The organism is Azohydromonas caseinilytica, from assembly GCF_012927045.1.
Taxonomy (GTDB): domain Bacteria; phylum Pseudomonadota; class Gammaproteobacteria; order Burkholderiales; family Burkholderiaceae_C; genus Azohydromonas; species Azohydromonas caseinilytica.
Genome location: NZ_JABBFW010000002.1, coordinates 483319 through 496875, shown reverse-complemented (window position 1 = coordinate 496875; position 13557 = coordinate 483319). Strand labels below are relative to the sequence as shown.

Sequence of the window (13557 nt, the reverse complement as noted above, 5' to 3'; positions counted from 1 at the left end):
GCGTGCGAAGCGTCACTGTACGCGCGGCACCGGAGCCAGGCAGGCTGGCCCCAGAGGATCAGTCGTCCAGGCCGAGGTCCTGGATCTTGCGGGTAATGGTGTTGCGCCCGATGCCTAACTTGTGCGCTGCCTCGATGCGTCGCCCCCGCGTAAGTTCCAACGCGGTGTGGATCAGCCGGCCTTCGAACTGACGCGTGAGGGTATCCCAGACTTCGGGAGATCCCGCCTCCAGCATGCCGCGCGCATGGCGCTCGAGATCGCGCAGCCAGTCGGCGTCCATAACAGTCCCGGTTGGCGGAACAGGCTCGCCTGCCAAGGGTTGCTCGACAGGCATTGCCGCAGTGGCCGCAACCGGGACAGGCACGGCTTCGTTGATCAGCGCAACGGAACTGCTCATGAGCTCGGGCGGCAGGTCTTTGGGCTCGATCACCTGAGCCGGCGCCATCACGGTGAGCCAGTGGCAGATGTTTTCCAGCTGGCGCACGTTGCCAGGGAAGTCAAATGCGGCCAGACGCTGCAACGCCGCCTCAGTAATGCGCTTGGGCTCCACACCCAGCTCGCGGGCGCTCTTGGAAAGGAAGTAGCGCGCCAGCGCCGGCACGTCCTCGCGGCGTTCGCGCAGCGGTGGCAGCCGCAGCCGGATGACGTTGAGGCGGTGGAACAAGTCCTCCCGGAATGCGCCCTCCTTCACCCGCTGTTCCAGGTTCTGGTGCGTGGCCGCGATCACGCGCACGTTGCTCTTGAGTGGCTGGTGTCCGCCCACGCGGTAGAACTGCCCATCCGAGAGCACGCGCAGCAGCCGCGTCTGCAGGTCGAAGGGCATGTCGCCGATCTCGTCGAGGAACAGCGTGCCGCCGTCGGCCTGCTCGAAGCGGCCGCGGCGCATGCTCTGCGCGCCGGTGAAGGCGCCGCGCTCGTGGCCGAAGAGCTCGGACTCCAGCAGGTCCTTCGGGATGGCCGCGGTGTTGATGGCCACGAAGGGCCCGTTGCTGCGCGGGCTGTGCTTGTGCAGCGCCCGGGCCACGAGCTCCTTGCCCGAGCCGCTCTCGCCGGTGATGAGCACCGTGACGTTGCTCTGCGACAGGCGGCCGATGGCGCGGAACACGTCCTGCATCGCCGGCGCCTGGCCCAGCATCTCCGGCACCTGCGCCAGCCGCTCGCCTTCAACCTGCTCGCGCAGGCTCTCCTCCACCGCGCGGCGGATGAGCTCCACCGCCTTGGTGACGTCAAAGGGTTTTGGGAGGTACTCGAAGGCCCCGCCCTGGAAGGCTGAAACGGCACTGTCGAGGTCGGAGTAGGCCGTCATCACGATCACCGGCAGCCCAGGCAGGCGCTGCTTGACCTTGGCCAGCAGATCCAGCCCCGAGCCTCCAGGCATGCGGATGTCGCTCACCAGCACTTGCGGCTCATCGTCGTCCAGCGCTGCGAGCACGTCACGCGGGCTGCCGAAGCTGCGGACTTGGAACTGCTCGCGCGCCAACGCCTTTTCGAGCACGAAGCGGATGGATTGATCGTCGTCTACGACCCAGATCGGTTTCATGCTTGGGCGCTTACCTTGGCTGTCAGGGCAATGGAATCAGGATTTTGAAAAGCGTCTGGCCGGGTGCGCTGTCGCATTCGATCGTGCCTTGATGCTGCTGCACGAAGGTCTGCGCCAGCGTCAGCCCCAGACCCGACCCGCCTTCGCGTCCCGACACCAGCGGGTAAAAGATGCGATCGCGGATCGACTCCGGAATCCCCGGACCGTTGTCCTCGATATGCAATTCCAATGCCAGTCTGTAGCGCGTCTTGCCGATGGTGACCTGCCGCGCCACGCGCGTGCGCAGCACGATGCAGGCGCCGCCCTCGGCAATGCGCTGCGACAGCGCCTGTGCCGCGTTGTGCGCGATGTTGAGCACGGCCTGGATGAGCTGCTCGCGGTCGCCGCGAAACTCGGGAATCGAGGTGTCGTAGTCGCGCTGCACGGCCAGCCCACGCGGGAACTCGGCCAGGATCAGCGCCCGCACCCGCTCGCACACCTCATGGATGTTCACGTCGCCCACCACATGCGGCTTGCGGTGCGGCGCCAGCAGCCTGTCCACCAGCGCCTGCAGCCGGTCCGCTTCCTGCACGATGACCTGCGTGTACTCGGTGAGCTCCTTGGACTGCAGCTCCATCTGCAGCAGCTGCGCCGCGCCCCGGATGCCGCCCAGCGGGTTCTTGATCTCGTGCGCGAGATTGCGGATGAGTTCCTTGTTGGCCTGCGCCTGGTCCAGCGCACGCTCCTCGCGGTCCAGCCGGGTCTGCTGCTCGATCTCGATCATCTCCACGATGATCCGCTCGGTGCTGTCGGTCTGGTTGACGATCACATGCACGGGCAGCGCTTCGGGCTGGACGCCCGGCAGCCGCTTGAGCTGGGCATCGAAGCGGCCGCTGGCGTAGTCGTTGCGCGCCACCGCCGCCAGCGTCTCCTGCAGCTGCCGCGGCAGCATGAACCACTGCGGCAAGCTCGACCCCAACAAGCTGCGCCGTGACAGGCCGATCTGGTCCTCGAAGGCCGAGTTGACGAACAGGCACTGCCCCTGGGGCGAGACCACGGCCACCAGCGTCGCGAGCAGGTCGAAGTTGTCGTAGTTGGGCTCGGCGTGGGACTTCATGGGCGGGAATGTCGGGCGAGTTCGCGCTGCAGCGCAGCGATGTCGGCGCTGCTGCGTTCGATGGCGGCTTTCAGGGCGGCCACGCGGTCGAGGTAGCGCTGGTAGTTGCGTTCGTGGCCCTGGCGCTCGGGCTGGCCGTCGTTGTACTCGGCCAGCAGCTGCTGCAGCCGCGCCTGCTCGCGTTGCAGCTCGGCCTGCAGGATGCTGCGCGCGTCGTTGTCACGCTCACGCTGCTGCGGCGGCGCCACGCGCTCGGTCTCGCGCGTGGGCGCACGCGCCGGCGCCGAGGCGGCGCTGCCGGCCGGTGCCGGCGCGGCCGCGCGGCGCGGCGGACGGTCCTGGGCCACAGTCACGGGGCCCGCCTCCAGGGGACGGCAACCGCGCTCCCGGGCCTGCTGCACGCCGATGGCGTCGGTGTAGAGCACGGGCGGCCCGGGGCAGCGGTAGACCGTGCCGCCCGGCGCCGACTGCACCGCCAGACCCGACAGCAGCGCCGCCCCCACCAGGACGGTTCCGATGGGCTTCATGCGCAAAGGTGTTCCTCCTCGTGAGCCCGCATTGTCCCCGAGCCACCGCAGCGGCGGCCACAAGCGAAAAGGGACGGCCCGGAGGCCGTCCCTTGCGCGTCACGATCCGAACGGGATCACAGCGCGTAGTACATGTCGAACTCGACCGGGTGCGTGGCCATGCGGAAGCGCGTGACTTCCTGCATCTTCAGCTCGATGTAGGCGTCAATGTAGGCATCCGTGAACACGCCGCCCTTGGTCAGGAACGCGCGGTCGGCGTCCAGCGCCTCGAGGGCCTGGTCCAAGCTGTGGCAGACGGTCGGGATCTTCGCGTCCTCTTCCGGCGGCAGGTGGTACAGGTCCTTGGTGGCGGCCTCGCCCGGGTGGATCTTGTTCTCCACGCCGTCCAGGCCCGCCATCAGCAGCGCGGCAAAGCCCAGGTACGGGTTCATCAGGGGGTCCGGGAAGCGGGCTTCCACGCGACGGCCCTTCGGATTGGCCACGTACGGGATGCGGATCGAGGCCGAGCGGTTCTTGGCCGAGTAGGCCAGCTTCACCGGGGCTTCGAAGCCGGGTACCAGGCGCTTGTAGCTGTTGGTGCCGGGGTTGGTGATGGCGTTCAGGGCACGGGCGTGCTTGATGATGCCGCCGATGTAGAACAGCGCGAACTCCGACAGGCCCGCGTAGCCGTCACCGGCGAACAGGTTCTTGCCGTCCTTCCACACCGACTGGTGCACGTGCATGCCGCTGCCGTTGTCGCCGACGATGGGCTTGGGCATGAACGTGGCGGTCTTGCCGTAGGCGGCCGCGACGTTGTGGATCACGTACTTCTGCAGCTGCGTCCAGTCGGCGCGCTCGATCAGCGTGCTGAACCGGGTGCCGATTTCCATCTGGCCGGCGTTGGCCACTTCGTGGTGGTGCACTTCCACGGGGATGCCCAGCTGCTCCAGCAGCAGGCACATTTCCGAGCGCAGGTCCTGGCCGGAATCGACCGGCGGCACCGGGAAGTAGCCGCCCTTGACGGTGGGACGGAAGCCGGAGTTGCCGTGCTCGTACTCCTTGCCGGTGTTCCAGGCGGCCTCCTCGCTCTCGATCTTGGAGAAGCAGCCCGACATGTCCACGTTCCAGCGCACGCTGTCGAACACGAAGAACTCGGGCTCCGGACCGAAGTAGGCGGTGTCGCCCAGGCCGGAGGCGCGCATGTAGGCTTCGGCGCGCTTGGCCAGCGAGCGCGGGTCGCGCTCGTAGGGCTTGCCGTCGGCCGGATCGATGACGTCGCAGCTCAGGATCAGGGTCGGCTCTTCGAAGAACGGGTCGATGTTGGCCGTGTTCGGGTCCGGCAGCAGCAGCATGTCGGAGGCTTCGATGCCCTTCCAGCCGGCGATGGACGAGCCGTCGAAGGCGTGGCCCGAATTGAACTTGTCTTCGTCGAAATGAGAGACAGGCACCGAGACGTGGTGCTCCTTGCCGCGGGTGTCGGTGAAGCGGAAGTCGACGAATTTGACTTCGTTCTCCTTCACCATCTTCATCACGTCGGCGACGGTCTTGGCCATCAAACTCTCCTAGCGGGAAATGCTGTGCGGGTGGGTTGAAAACAGCTGGTCAAACAAAGGCCCGGGATGGAACCGGGCCCTCGAAAGCGCTCCGGAATCTAGCAGAAAGCATGCCGATTTCAGCGATGCCGAATGTGCATTGCGTCAACTCGGGGCGGCCCTTAGTAAAGCCAGCCCCAGGGAGGGCCAACAGCGCCCCAAATCGATGCATTTTCACGCACCGATTTGGTGAAATGACAATCCTGCTAACGCACCATCTCGGTGCCGACGCGGATCTGCAATTGCGCCAGCCCGGCGCGCAGCGCTTCGAACGCGGCGTCTACCGTGCCGGCCGGGCCCTTGACGCCCAGCTCCACGTGCCGGCCCCACTGCGGGTGGTCCACGCTGGGCAGGCTGAAGACGCGCACCGAGTCATGCGCGGCCTCGATGGCCTCCATCAGCGGCGTGAGCGTGGCCTCCATGGCGCCCAGGACGATGAAGGAGCGCTCGCGCTGGCGCTGCGTGCCGTGCAGCGCCGCGTAGCGGGTGTCGAGCAGCCTCTCCATCATCGGGTGCGCCATCACCGGGAAGCCCGGCAGGAAGTGCACCTCGCCGACGCTGAAGCCGGGAATACGGTTGTAGGGGTTGGGCACGATCCGCGCGCCACGCGGGAACTCGCCCATGTGGAGCCGCTGCAGGTTGTCCGGATGCCGGGGATCGAAGGCTTCACCTCTCTCCGCCGCCATCTCGCGCATGCGCTGCGTGATGAGCTCGCGGGCCTCGGGATGCAGCTCCAGCGGTACGCCCAGCGCCGCGGCGGCAGCCTGGCGGGTGTGGTCGTCGGGGGTGGCGCCGATGCCGCCGCAACTGAACACGGCGTCGCCGCTGTCGAAGGCCTGGCGCAGCGCCGCCGCGATCTGCGCGCGCTCGTCGCCCAGGTAGCGCGCCCAGCTCAGTTGCAGGCCGCGCGCGCCGAGCAGCTCGATGGCCTTGGCCATGTGCCGGTCCTGGCGCTTGCCGGAAAGGATCTCGTCGCCGATGACGATCAATCCGAAATTCATGCGTGGGGCTCCCGGGGCAAGTGGAGGGATGGCGTGGCCGGCGGCATCTCGATGATCTCGCCGCCGGGCGGCGGCGCCATGGCGGCCGCGGCCTCGCGCGCGCGCAGCCGCTGCAGCGCCGCCAGGCTGAAATGGGCGAACCACAGCGAGGAGAAGGCGAACACCAGCGTGTACAGCCACACCGACACCACCACCAGCAGCGGCGCCAGGATCAGCACCGTGGCGCTGAAGGCCCACAGCAGCGAAGGCGCCGCGCCCAGGTAGCCGGTGACCACGCCCATGGCCAGCAGCGGCCAGCGCTGCTCCTGCAGGATGCGCCGCCGCTCCTCCTTGCTGGCGTGGTCGGACAGCACGTCGAAAGCCACCATCTGGTAGGTCAGCCAGCCCCAGATCAGCGGCGGCAGCACCAGCACCAGCGGCGGAATGAGCCACAGCGGCACCGACGCCGCCAGGGCCAGCAGCGCCAGCAGCGAGCAGCCCAGCGACCAGGCCACGCTGTGCCAGAAGCCCGCGCCATGGCGCCGCTCCAGGCCCGGGAAGCGGCGCCGCGCCACCAGGCCGGTAAGCGCCGGCGTGGCCAGCACCGAGACCAGCAGCAGCGACAGCACCACCAGCACCGGCACCGCCAGCGCCACCACCAGCAGCGGCGCGACCACGGCGCGCAGGCTCTCGCCGCCCATGGCGTCCAGCCAGCCCAGCACCGCTGCGGTGAGCGACCAGCGCTGCAGCGTCTCGCGCACGCCGTCCAGCGCGCTTTCCCAGTACAGCCAGCCCAGGCCCAGCGCCAGCCCGGCCGCGATCACCAGCGGCAGCAGCGTCAGCAGCACCACGCGCGGATGCAGGCAGTAGGCCGCGGCACGCCAGAAGGCATCCAGGAGTTCCTTCAGTGGGCGCATGAGGCTTTCCAGGTCAGGACCGGCCAGCAGCCGGCAGGTTCAGGCGCCGCGGCACGGCGCATCGAAGCGCAGTGTGGCGCCGACCGCTCAGGCACGGCCGGCCAGCCGCTTGATCCCGAGCCACTGCTGGGCCCAGAAGCTGCGCCCCCAGTCGCGCCCGTCCTCGGGCAGTCCGGTGCGCTCGTAGTGCTCGCCGAAGTAGGCGGTGCCGAAGAGCCGGTCCCAGATCGGGAACAGCACCGAGAAATTGTCCCCGCCCGGGCGGCCATGGCCGTCGGCCACCTCGCCGTCGCCGGTGCGGTGGTGCCAGCGGTGGTAGCGCGGGCTCACCAGCCAGCCCTCCAGCGGCCCGTAGGACAGGCGCACGTTGGCGTGCGAAAGGCTCTCCAGCAGCTGCGTGCAGGCCACCACGGCCACGAACTGCCCCGGCGCGATGCCCACCAGCAGCCCCAGGATCACCAGCGCGCTGTCGCGGATGACGTCGTCCAGCAGGTGGTTGCGGTTGTCGCTCCACAGCGTCATCTGGCGCTGGCTGTGGTGCAGCCCGTGCAGGTTCCACCACCAGCGGAAGCGGTGCTGGCCGCGGTGCAGCAGGTAGTCGACGAAGTCGAACAGCACCAGGTACAGGGCGAAGCTCACCAGCGCGATGTCGGTGACGCCCGGCCACAGCGCGTCGAGCTGGAAGGTGGGCAGCCCCTGCACGCGCAGCCGGCCGATGAGCAGGTCCCACAGCGGATCGAGCGTGAAGAACAGCACCACGCGGAACAGGCCCAGGCGGTGGATGAGCGTGTAGAGCATGTCCACGCGCACGGCGCGGCGGTCCGCCACCGGCTCCACCGGGCGCCAGCGCTCCAGCGCGCGCATGAAGGTCAGCATCACCACGATCTGCAGCAGCCCCACCAGCAGCCAGCCGGTGGCAACGAAGGCGTCCTCCATCACGCTGGCCAGGCCCAGCTCGAACAGCAGCGGCTGCACCACCCGCTCGAACAGCAGCTGCTGCGCCTGCGCAAAAAGGTCAATGAACCATTGCATGGGGTCGAGTTCAACGTCCGGCGGCCAGCGCCGCGTACTTTGGATGCTCGCGCAACGTGGCGAAGCAGAAGCCGCGCTGCTTCAGGCCCTCGATCAACGGCTCCAGCACCGCCGGGGCCCAGGGGTCCTTGCGCGACCAGATGCCCAGGTGCGCCAGCAGGATGTCGCCCGGGCGAATGTCGCGCAGCGCCTGCGCCAGCAGCCTGTCGTTCGGATAGCGCTCGCTGGGCAGCTCGTCGCCCAGGAAGCCGGCCGGCGCCCAGCCCACGTGCGTGAAGCCGCAGCGCTGCGCCGCCGCCAGCAGCGCCGGCGAGGTCTTGCCGCCGGGCGCGCGAAACAGCGGCAACATCTTCCGGCCCGTCATGGCCTCGAAGCGCTGGGCCGGCTTCTTCAGCTCGGCGCAGTACGCCGCCTCATCCATGGTCAGGCGCTGGCCGGCCTGCTCACCGGCCGTGGGCTGCATGCGGAAGGCGCCGCGCTCGTCGCCGCGCCATACCACGTGGTCCCAGGTGTGCGAGCCGAAGGCATGACCTTCGGCGGCACGCGCGCGCCACCACGGCGCCCAGTGCTCGTCCAGGCTGCCGCCCCCGTCGAGCGTGCGCTCGTCGGCCAGGAAGAAGGTGGCCTTGACGCCCTGGCGCTGCAGCACCTGCGCCACCAGCGGCGCGACGCCCATGTGGCCGGTGTCGAAGGTCAGGTACACCGGCTTGTCGCAGGGCTGCGCCGCGGCCCAGCCGGCCGCCAGCCCGAGGCCAAGGGTCAGGACGCTAGCGGCGCGACGCATGGTCCAGCGTCCAGATGCCGTGCGGCGAACGGCCCACCGCCACCTGCTGCACGATCTGCTTCTTCTCGGTGTCGATCACCGTGACCTTGCGCGCCCAGCGCGAGGACACCAGCAGCGTCTTGCCGTCGGAGAGCAGCTCCATGCAGTCCGGGCCGCCCGGCGCGGGATAGTCGGCCACCACCGCGAGCGCCTGCGTGTCGATCTTGCTGATCGTGTTGGCCACGCGGTTGGACACGAAGATGTGCTTGCCGTCACCGCTCGAACGGAAGGCGTGCGCGCCCTTGCCGGTGGGGATGCGCTTGATCAGCTTCGGCTGCGCGCCGCTGACGTCGTAGGCCTCCACCACCTCGTCGCCGGTCAGCCCCACCAGCAGCGTGCGGTCGTCGGGCGTGAGGTAGACGTCCGCGGGCATCTTGCCCACGGGCACGCGCCAGCGCGGGGTCTGGGTGTGCAGGTCGATGGCGATGAGCTCGTCGCTGTCCTGCAAGGAGCCGTAGACCACCGTGGACTTGCTGTCGATGGACAGGTGGCTGGGCGTGCGCCCGGCCGGGATGCGCTTGGCCAGCTGCAGCGGCTGCGCGGCGTTGGCGGGCTGCCACTTGTAGATGTCGATGTGGTTGAGGCGGTTGGCCGCCGTGACGAACCACTTCATGTCCGGCGAGAAGCGCAGGTGGTAGGGGTCGCTGATGTCCGTCACCGTGCGCTGCACCTGCGCGGTCTTGGGGTCGATGAAGGTCAGCGAGTCGGCCAGCGCGTTGGCCACGACGATCGACTTCTCGTCCGGCGTCAGGTAGAGGTGGTGCGGCTCCTTGCCGGTGGGAATGAGCGCGCGCGGCTGCATGGTGGCGCGGTCCAGGACGCTGACGTTGGCGTCCTGCGAATTGAGCACGAACACCGGCGGCAAGGCGGTGGCGGCAGCGGCGCCCTGGGCGGCGGCCCAGGATGCGGCGGCCAGTAAAAACACACCGGCGCCAGCGCGCGCCACCGTCGAGAACAGCTTCATGGGTCCACCACCGTTTGCAGGGGGCGTCAGTGTAGTCAAGCCACCCCGGCCCGACAGCCCGGCGGGCTGCTCGGATGTTGACGTCCGTCACGGTCCCGCCATGCACGTGCCGCCCGCCGCTGCGGCACCCCGGCGCGCACGCCGGAGCGCGTGCCTTATCAATCGTCGTCGCCGCCGCCAAAGAGGCCGCCCAGCAGCCCGGCGCCGGCCGCCATGGGCAGGATCGAGCCCTCCTCGCGCCCGCCGCCGCCGGTCTGCGGCGCGGCCGCGAACACGCGCGAGGCCAGGCGCGAGAAGGGCAGGCTCTGCAGCCACACCGTGCCCGGGCCGGTGACGCGCGCGAAGAACAGCCCTTCCCCGCCGAACAGCGCCGTCTTGATCTTGCCGACGTACTGGATCTCGAAGTTGACGCTGGGCGTCATCGCCACCACGCAGCCGGTGTCGATCAGCAGCGTCTGCCCGGGCTGCAGCTCGCGCCGCACCACGGTGCCGCCGGCGTGCACGAAGGCCAGGCCGTCGCCGTCGAGGCGCTGCATGATGAAACCCTCGCCGCCGAAGAAGCCCACCGAGAGCTTCTGCTGCAGGTAGATGCCCAGCGAGACGCCGCGCGCGGCGCACAGGAATGCGTCCTTCTGGCAGATGAGCGTGCCGCCGAGCTGGCGCAGGTCCATCGGCAGGATCTTGCCCGGGTAGGGCGCGGCGAAGGCCACGCGCTGCTTGCCCGGCGCCTGGTTGGTGTAGACGGTGGTGAACAGCGACTCGCCGGTGATGAGCCGCTTGCCCGCGCCCAACAGCTTGCCGAACAGGCCGCCGCCGCCCTGGCGCGCGCCGTCGCCGAACACCGTGTCCATGGCGATGCCGCCGTCCATGAACATCAGGCTGCCGGCCTCGCCCACCGCGGCCTCGCCGGGATCGAGCTCGATCTCGACGAACTGCATCTCCGCGCCCTTGATTTCGTAATCGACGACGTCCATGGCCATGGTGCAAACCCCCTGGGTGTTGAAAGCGCGGCGATGGTAACCAACCCCCCCAGGCACCGGCCCTGCTGTATCCAGGCGTCAGCCGGGCCGTCAGGGTGATGCAGGCGGTTGCAGTCCGTGCCTTGCCGATAGCGACAGTGCGGCTGCGTCCCCACCACACTGGCCGGCGGCGCCCGGTGACGATGCAACCCGACCTTCCGACCCTGCTGCTGGCCGACCTGGTGCTCACCGCCGGCGTGGCGCTGCTGATGGCTGCCTGGGGCCTGCTGCATGCCATGCCGCGCGGCCATTGGGGCTGGGTGGCGGCGCCGGCGCTGGCCGCAGCCGGCGCGGCGCTGCAGCTCGCGGGCGAGGAGTCGCGGCTGCTGGCGGGCCTGGGGCTGTGGCTGCTGTCGCTGTGGCCGCTGGCGGCGCTGCAGGGGCTGCGCCGCTTCGACGCGCGCCAGCGCCTGCCCGGCAGCGCCGGGGGCGACGCGCTGCTGGCCGGGCTGGCGGCGCTGTGGGCGCTGGGCCTGGAGTTCGAGGAAGGCCCGCAGCGCGACGCGCATGCCGCGGTGCTGGCCGCGGCGCTGCAGGCCTGCGTCGCGCTGGTGCTGGCCCGCGCCCAGGCGCACCGCCACAGCTTCGTGCTGCGCATCTCGGCGCTGACGCTGGCCACCGGCGCCACGCTGCAGGGCCTGGCCGCCTGGCTGGCACTGCAGGCGCAGGCCTGGGCCGCGCCGGCGGCGCTGATGCTCAATGCCCTGCTGGCCATGGCCGCCAGCGGCGTGGCGGCGCTGCTGGCGCACGAGCGCGCGGAGAGCGCGCTGCGCGAGTCGCGCCGGCGGCTGCGCATGCTGGGCCGGCGCGAGCTGCTGGCCCCGGGCAGCGCCCATTTCGAGGTGCTGGCGCGGCGGCTGCTGCGGCGCGAGACCCGGCCCTCGGCGGTGCTGCTGTTCGACATCGATCCCCATCCGCAGGCCAACCAGGAGGAGGCCCGCGTGCGCGCGCGCCAGCGCGTGGTGGCGCACGGCGTGCATGCCACGCTGCGCGGGCACGACCTCGCCGGCCGCCACGGCGATGCCTTCGTGCTGCTGCTGCCCGGCACCACGCTGCGCAACGCCATGGCGGCGGCGGCGCGCATCGCCGAGCGCGTGCAGGCCCTGGCGCTGCTGGAGCCGCCGCCGCCGTTGAGCCTGAGCTTCGGCGTGGGCGAGCTGCGCGCGGGCGAGGACTTGGCGCAGGGCCTGCACCGCGCGCGCCTGGCGCTGGCCGAGGCCCGGCGCCAGGGGCCCGGCCGCGCCGTCAGCGCCGCCGCCGGCGAGCGCGAGCCGGTGTTCGTGGAAAGCCGCCGCCTGGGCGCGCGCGATCCGTGGCCGCTGGGCGCTACTGCGCCACGTAGCGCCCGGGCCGGTGGTTGAGCGCCAGCACCAGGTTCAGCGCCACCGCGCCGACGATGGACAGCGCCACGCGCTGCCAGGACACGGTGAACAGCGCCGCCGCGACGATGGCGCAGTCGATGGCCATCTGCACATGGCCCGCGCGCCAGCCGCGGCGCTCCTGCAGCACCAATGCCAGGATGCCCACGCCGCCCAGGCTGGCCCGGTGCCGGAACAGGATCAGGAAGCCCGCGCCCAGCAGCATCCCGCCCAGCACCGCCGCGTACAGCGGCGCCAGCCGCCCGAAGTCCACCCACTGCGCCTGCGCGGCGGTGAACAGCGACAGCAGCGACACCGCCACCACCGTCTTGGCCGTGAAGCGCCGGCCCATGCGCACCCAGGCCAGCGCGTAGAAGGGCAGGTTCAGCACGAAGAAGGCCGCACCGAAGGGCACGTCCAGCAGGTAGTGGGCGAGAAAGGCCAGCCCGGCCGTGCCGCCGGCCAGCAGCCCCGCGTGCTGGAACATCGCCACCGCCAGCGCGATGAACAGCGTGCCCATCACCAGCGCCAGCACGTCCTCGAAGGCACTGTGGCGCAAGGCCTCGGCCGGGGCGGCGGCGGCGGCGGGGGAAGACGTGGCGGGGGTGGTCATGGCACTGCGGGCAAAGGCGCGATTGTTCCGCAGTCCGCGCGGCCGGCCGCGCCCGCGATGGCCCGCGCCCGGCGTGCCGCCTGCCGGGCTGGCAGCATCGCCCCATGGACTCCCTCACTCATGTCGCCCTGGGCGCCACCCTCGGCGTAGCCGTGCTGGGGCGCCGCATCGCCCCCTGGAAAGCCGCGCTGTGGGGCGCGGTCTGCAACACCCTGCCCGACCTGGACGTGCTCATCGACCACGGCGATGCCGTGAGCAACATGGTGCTGCACCGCGGCCACAGCCACTCGCTGCTGTGGCTGGCGCTGCTGGCCCCGCTGCTGGCCGCGCCGATGGCGCGCTGGCTCGGCGGCGGCTTCAAGCGCTGGTGGCTGGCCACCACGCTGGCGCTGCTGACGCACCCGCTGCTGGACCTGATGACCGTCTACGGCACGCGGCTGGCCCTGCCCTTCAGCGACCACCCCTTCGCCGTGGGCTCGCTGTTCATCATCGATCCGCTGGTGACGCTGCCGCTGCTGGGCGGACTGCTGGCAGCGCTGGCGCTGCGCGGCGCGCGCGGGCGGCGCTGGAACCTGCTCGGCCTGGCCCTGTCCGTGGGCTACATCGCCTGGAGCGTGGTGGCCCAGCAGCAGGTGCAGCGGCTGGCGCTGGCCTCGGCGCGGGCGCAGGGCTTGGCGCCGCAGCGCGTGCTGGTCACGCCCGCGCCGCTGAACACCCTCCTGTGGCGCGTGGTGCTGGTGCAGGACGGCCACTACCACGAGGGTTTCAGGTCGCTGCTGGACCGCGGCGACACCATGGCCTTCGAGCGCTTCGACCGCGGCACCGCCCTGGCGCCGCTGCTGCGCCCGGTGCAGGCGGCGCAGCATGTGCGCAGCTTCAGCCACGGCTTCTACAAGCTCGCCCAGGCGGGCGAGGAGCTGCTGATCACGGACCTGCGCATGGGCCAGGAGCCGCAGTACGTGTTTGGCTTCGTGGTGGCGCGGCAGGAGGCCGACGGCGCGGTGCGGCCCGTGCCGCCGCGCCAGGTGGGCGGACGCATCGACACCGGGCGCGCCCTGGCCTGGCTGTGGCCGCGCATGCTGGGCCGGCCGCTGCCGCCGCCGCGTTGAGCTAAGTC

Annotated in this window: 13 protein-coding genes; 2 read left to right on the top strand and 11 right to left on the bottom strand. The window is 70.5% G+C overall.

Annotated elements, in window-relative coordinates:
* Window positions 1-58: 58 nt before the first annotated feature.
* The 10 genes from ntrC to HHL10_RS05240 form a co-directional block, all read right to left on the bottom strand.
* Window positions 59-1540 (bottom strand): nitrogen regulation protein NR(I), encoded by a 1482-nt coding sequence (gene ntrC / locus HHL10_RS05285; RefSeq protein WP_169159272.1) that lies wholly within the window; start codon window positions 1538-1540, stop codon window positions 59-61.
* A 22-nt stretch (window positions 1541-1562) separates the two neighbouring features.
* Window positions 1563-2636 carry a nitrogen regulation protein NR(II) gene (gene glnL / locus HHL10_RS05280; RefSeq protein ID WP_169159271.1) on the bottom strand — a complete coding sequence of 358 codons (1074 nt, stop codon included), beginning with the start codon at window positions 2634-2636 and terminating at the stop codon, window positions 1563-1565.
* Entirely contained in the window at window positions 2633-3163 is a 531-nt protein-coding gene (locus HHL10_RS05275; RefSeq protein WP_235971084.1) for a hypothetical protein, read from the bottom strand. The genes glnL and HHL10_RS05275 overlap by 4 nt, the downstream gene beginning before the upstream one ends.
* A 116-nt stretch (window positions 3164-3279) precedes the next feature.
* Window positions 3280-4695 (bottom strand): type I glutamate--ammonia ligase, encoded by a 1416-nt coding sequence (gene glnA, locus HHL10_RS05270; RefSeq protein ID WP_169159270.1) that lies wholly within the window; start codon window positions 4693-4695, stop codon window positions 3280-3282.
* A 245-nt stretch (window positions 4696-4940) separates the two neighbouring features.
* On the bottom strand, window positions 4941-5735 hold the full coding sequence (locus tag HHL10_RS05265) for a competence/damage-inducible protein A (protein ID WP_169159269.1): 795 nt from the start codon (window positions 5733-5735) through the stop codon (window positions 4941-4943).
* Window positions 5732-6622: an EI24 domain-containing protein gene (locus HHL10_RS05260; RefSeq protein WP_169159335.1), complete on the bottom strand. Its 891-nt coding sequence runs from the start codon at window positions 6620-6622 to the stop codon at window positions 5732-5734. Before HHL10_RS05260 ends, HHL10_RS05265 begins: the two co-directional genes overlap by 4 nt.
* Window positions 6623-6718: 96 nt before the next feature.
* Window positions 6719-7663 (bottom strand): sterol desaturase family protein, encoded by a 945-nt coding sequence (locus tag HHL10_RS05255; protein WP_169159268.1) that lies wholly within the window; start codon window positions 7661-7663, stop codon window positions 6719-6721.
* Between the two features lie 10 nt (window positions 7664-7673).
* Window positions 7674-8447, bottom strand: coding sequence for a polysaccharide deacetylase family protein (locus HHL10_RS05250; protein ID WP_169159267.1), 774 nt, complete (start codon window positions 8445-8447; stop codon window positions 7674-7676).
* Window positions 8431-9450: a YncE family protein gene (locus HHL10_RS05245; RefSeq protein ID WP_169159266.1), complete on the bottom strand. Its 1020-nt coding sequence runs from the start codon at window positions 9448-9450 to the stop codon at window positions 8431-8433. Before HHL10_RS05245 ends, HHL10_RS05250 begins: the two co-directional genes overlap by 17 nt.
* A gap of 158 nt (window positions 9451-9608) precedes the next feature.
* Complete coding sequence (locus HHL10_RS05240) at window positions 9609-10430, bottom strand: TIGR00266 family protein (protein WP_169159265.1); 822 nt, start codon at window positions 10428-10430, stop codon at window positions 9609-9611.
* Window positions 10431-10612: 182 nt separating this feature from the next.
* Here HHL10_RS05240 and HHL10_RS05235 point away from each other — a divergent pair, with 182 nt between their 5' ends.
* Window positions 10613-11830: a diguanylate cyclase domain-containing protein gene (locus HHL10_RS05235; RefSeq protein WP_169159264.1), complete on the top strand. Its 1218-nt coding sequence runs from the start codon at window positions 10613-10615 to the stop codon at window positions 11828-11830.
* On the opposite strand, the gene HHL10_RS05230 is transcribed toward HHL10_RS05235, so the two are convergent.
* Complete coding sequence (locus HHL10_RS05230; protein WP_169159263.1) at window positions 11796-12440, bottom strand: YitT family protein; 645 nt, start codon at window positions 12438-12440, stop codon at window positions 11796-11798. The two genes, HHL10_RS05235 and HHL10_RS05230, sit on opposite strands and share 35 nt — an antisense overlap.
* Window positions 12441-12544: 104 nt before the next feature.
* Between HHL10_RS05230 and HHL10_RS05225 the strand changes: the two genes are divergently transcribed.
* Window positions 12545-13549: a metal-dependent hydrolase gene (locus HHL10_RS05225; protein ID WP_169159262.1), complete on the top strand. Its 1005-nt coding sequence runs from the start codon at window positions 12545-12547 to the stop codon at window positions 13547-13549.
* The last annotated feature ends 8 nt before the right edge of the window (window positions 13550-13557 follow it).

Bases quoted from the DNA above. Each gene is read 5' to 3' on its own strand.
- ntrC (WP_169159272.1), bottom strand. From the start codon at position 1,540: ATGAAACCGATCTGGGTCGTAGACGACGATCAATCCATCCGCTTCGTG.
- glnL (WP_169159271.1), bottom strand. From the start codon at position 2,636: ATGAAGTCCCACGCCGAGCCCAACTACGACAACTTCGACCTGCTCGCG.
- HHL10_RS05275 (WP_235971084.1), bottom strand. From the start codon at position 3,163: ATGAAGCCCATCGGAACCGTCCTGGTGGGGGCGGCGCTGCTGTCGGGT.
- glnA (WP_169159270.1), bottom strand. From the start codon at position 4,695: ATGGCCAAGACCGTCGCCGACGTGATGAAGATGGTGAAGGAGAACGAA.
- HHL10_RS05265 (WP_169159269.1), bottom strand. From the start codon at position 5,735: ATGAATTTCGGATTGATCGTCATCGGCGACGAGATCCTTTCCGGCAAG.
- HHL10_RS05255 (WP_169159268.1), bottom strand. From the start codon at position 7,663: ATGCAATGGTTCATTGACCTTTTTGCGCAGGCGCAGCAGCTGCTGTTC.
- HHL10_RS05250 (WP_169159267.1), bottom strand. From the start codon at position 8,447: ATGCGTCGCGCCGCTAGCGTCCTGACCCTTGGCCTCGGGCTGGCGGCC.
- HHL10_RS05245 (WP_169159266.1), bottom strand. From the start codon at position 9,450: ATGAAGCTGTTCTCGACGGTGGCGCGCGCTGGCGCCGGTGTGTTTTTA.
- HHL10_RS05240 (WP_169159265.1), bottom strand. From the start codon at position 10,430: ATGGCCATGGACGTCGTCGATTACGAAATCAAGGGCGCGGAGATGCAG.
- HHL10_RS05235 (WP_169159264.1), top strand. From the start codon at position 10,613: ATGCAACCCGACCTTCCGACCCTGCTGCTGGCCGACCTGGTGCTCACC.
- HHL10_RS05230 (WP_169159263.1), bottom strand. From the start codon at position 12,440: ATGACCACCCCCGCCACGTCTTCCCCCGCCGCCGCCGCCGCCCCGGCC.
- HHL10_RS05225 (WP_169159262.1), top strand. From the start codon at position 12,545: ATGGACTCCCTCACTCATGTCGCCCTGGGCGCCACCCTCGGCGTAGCC.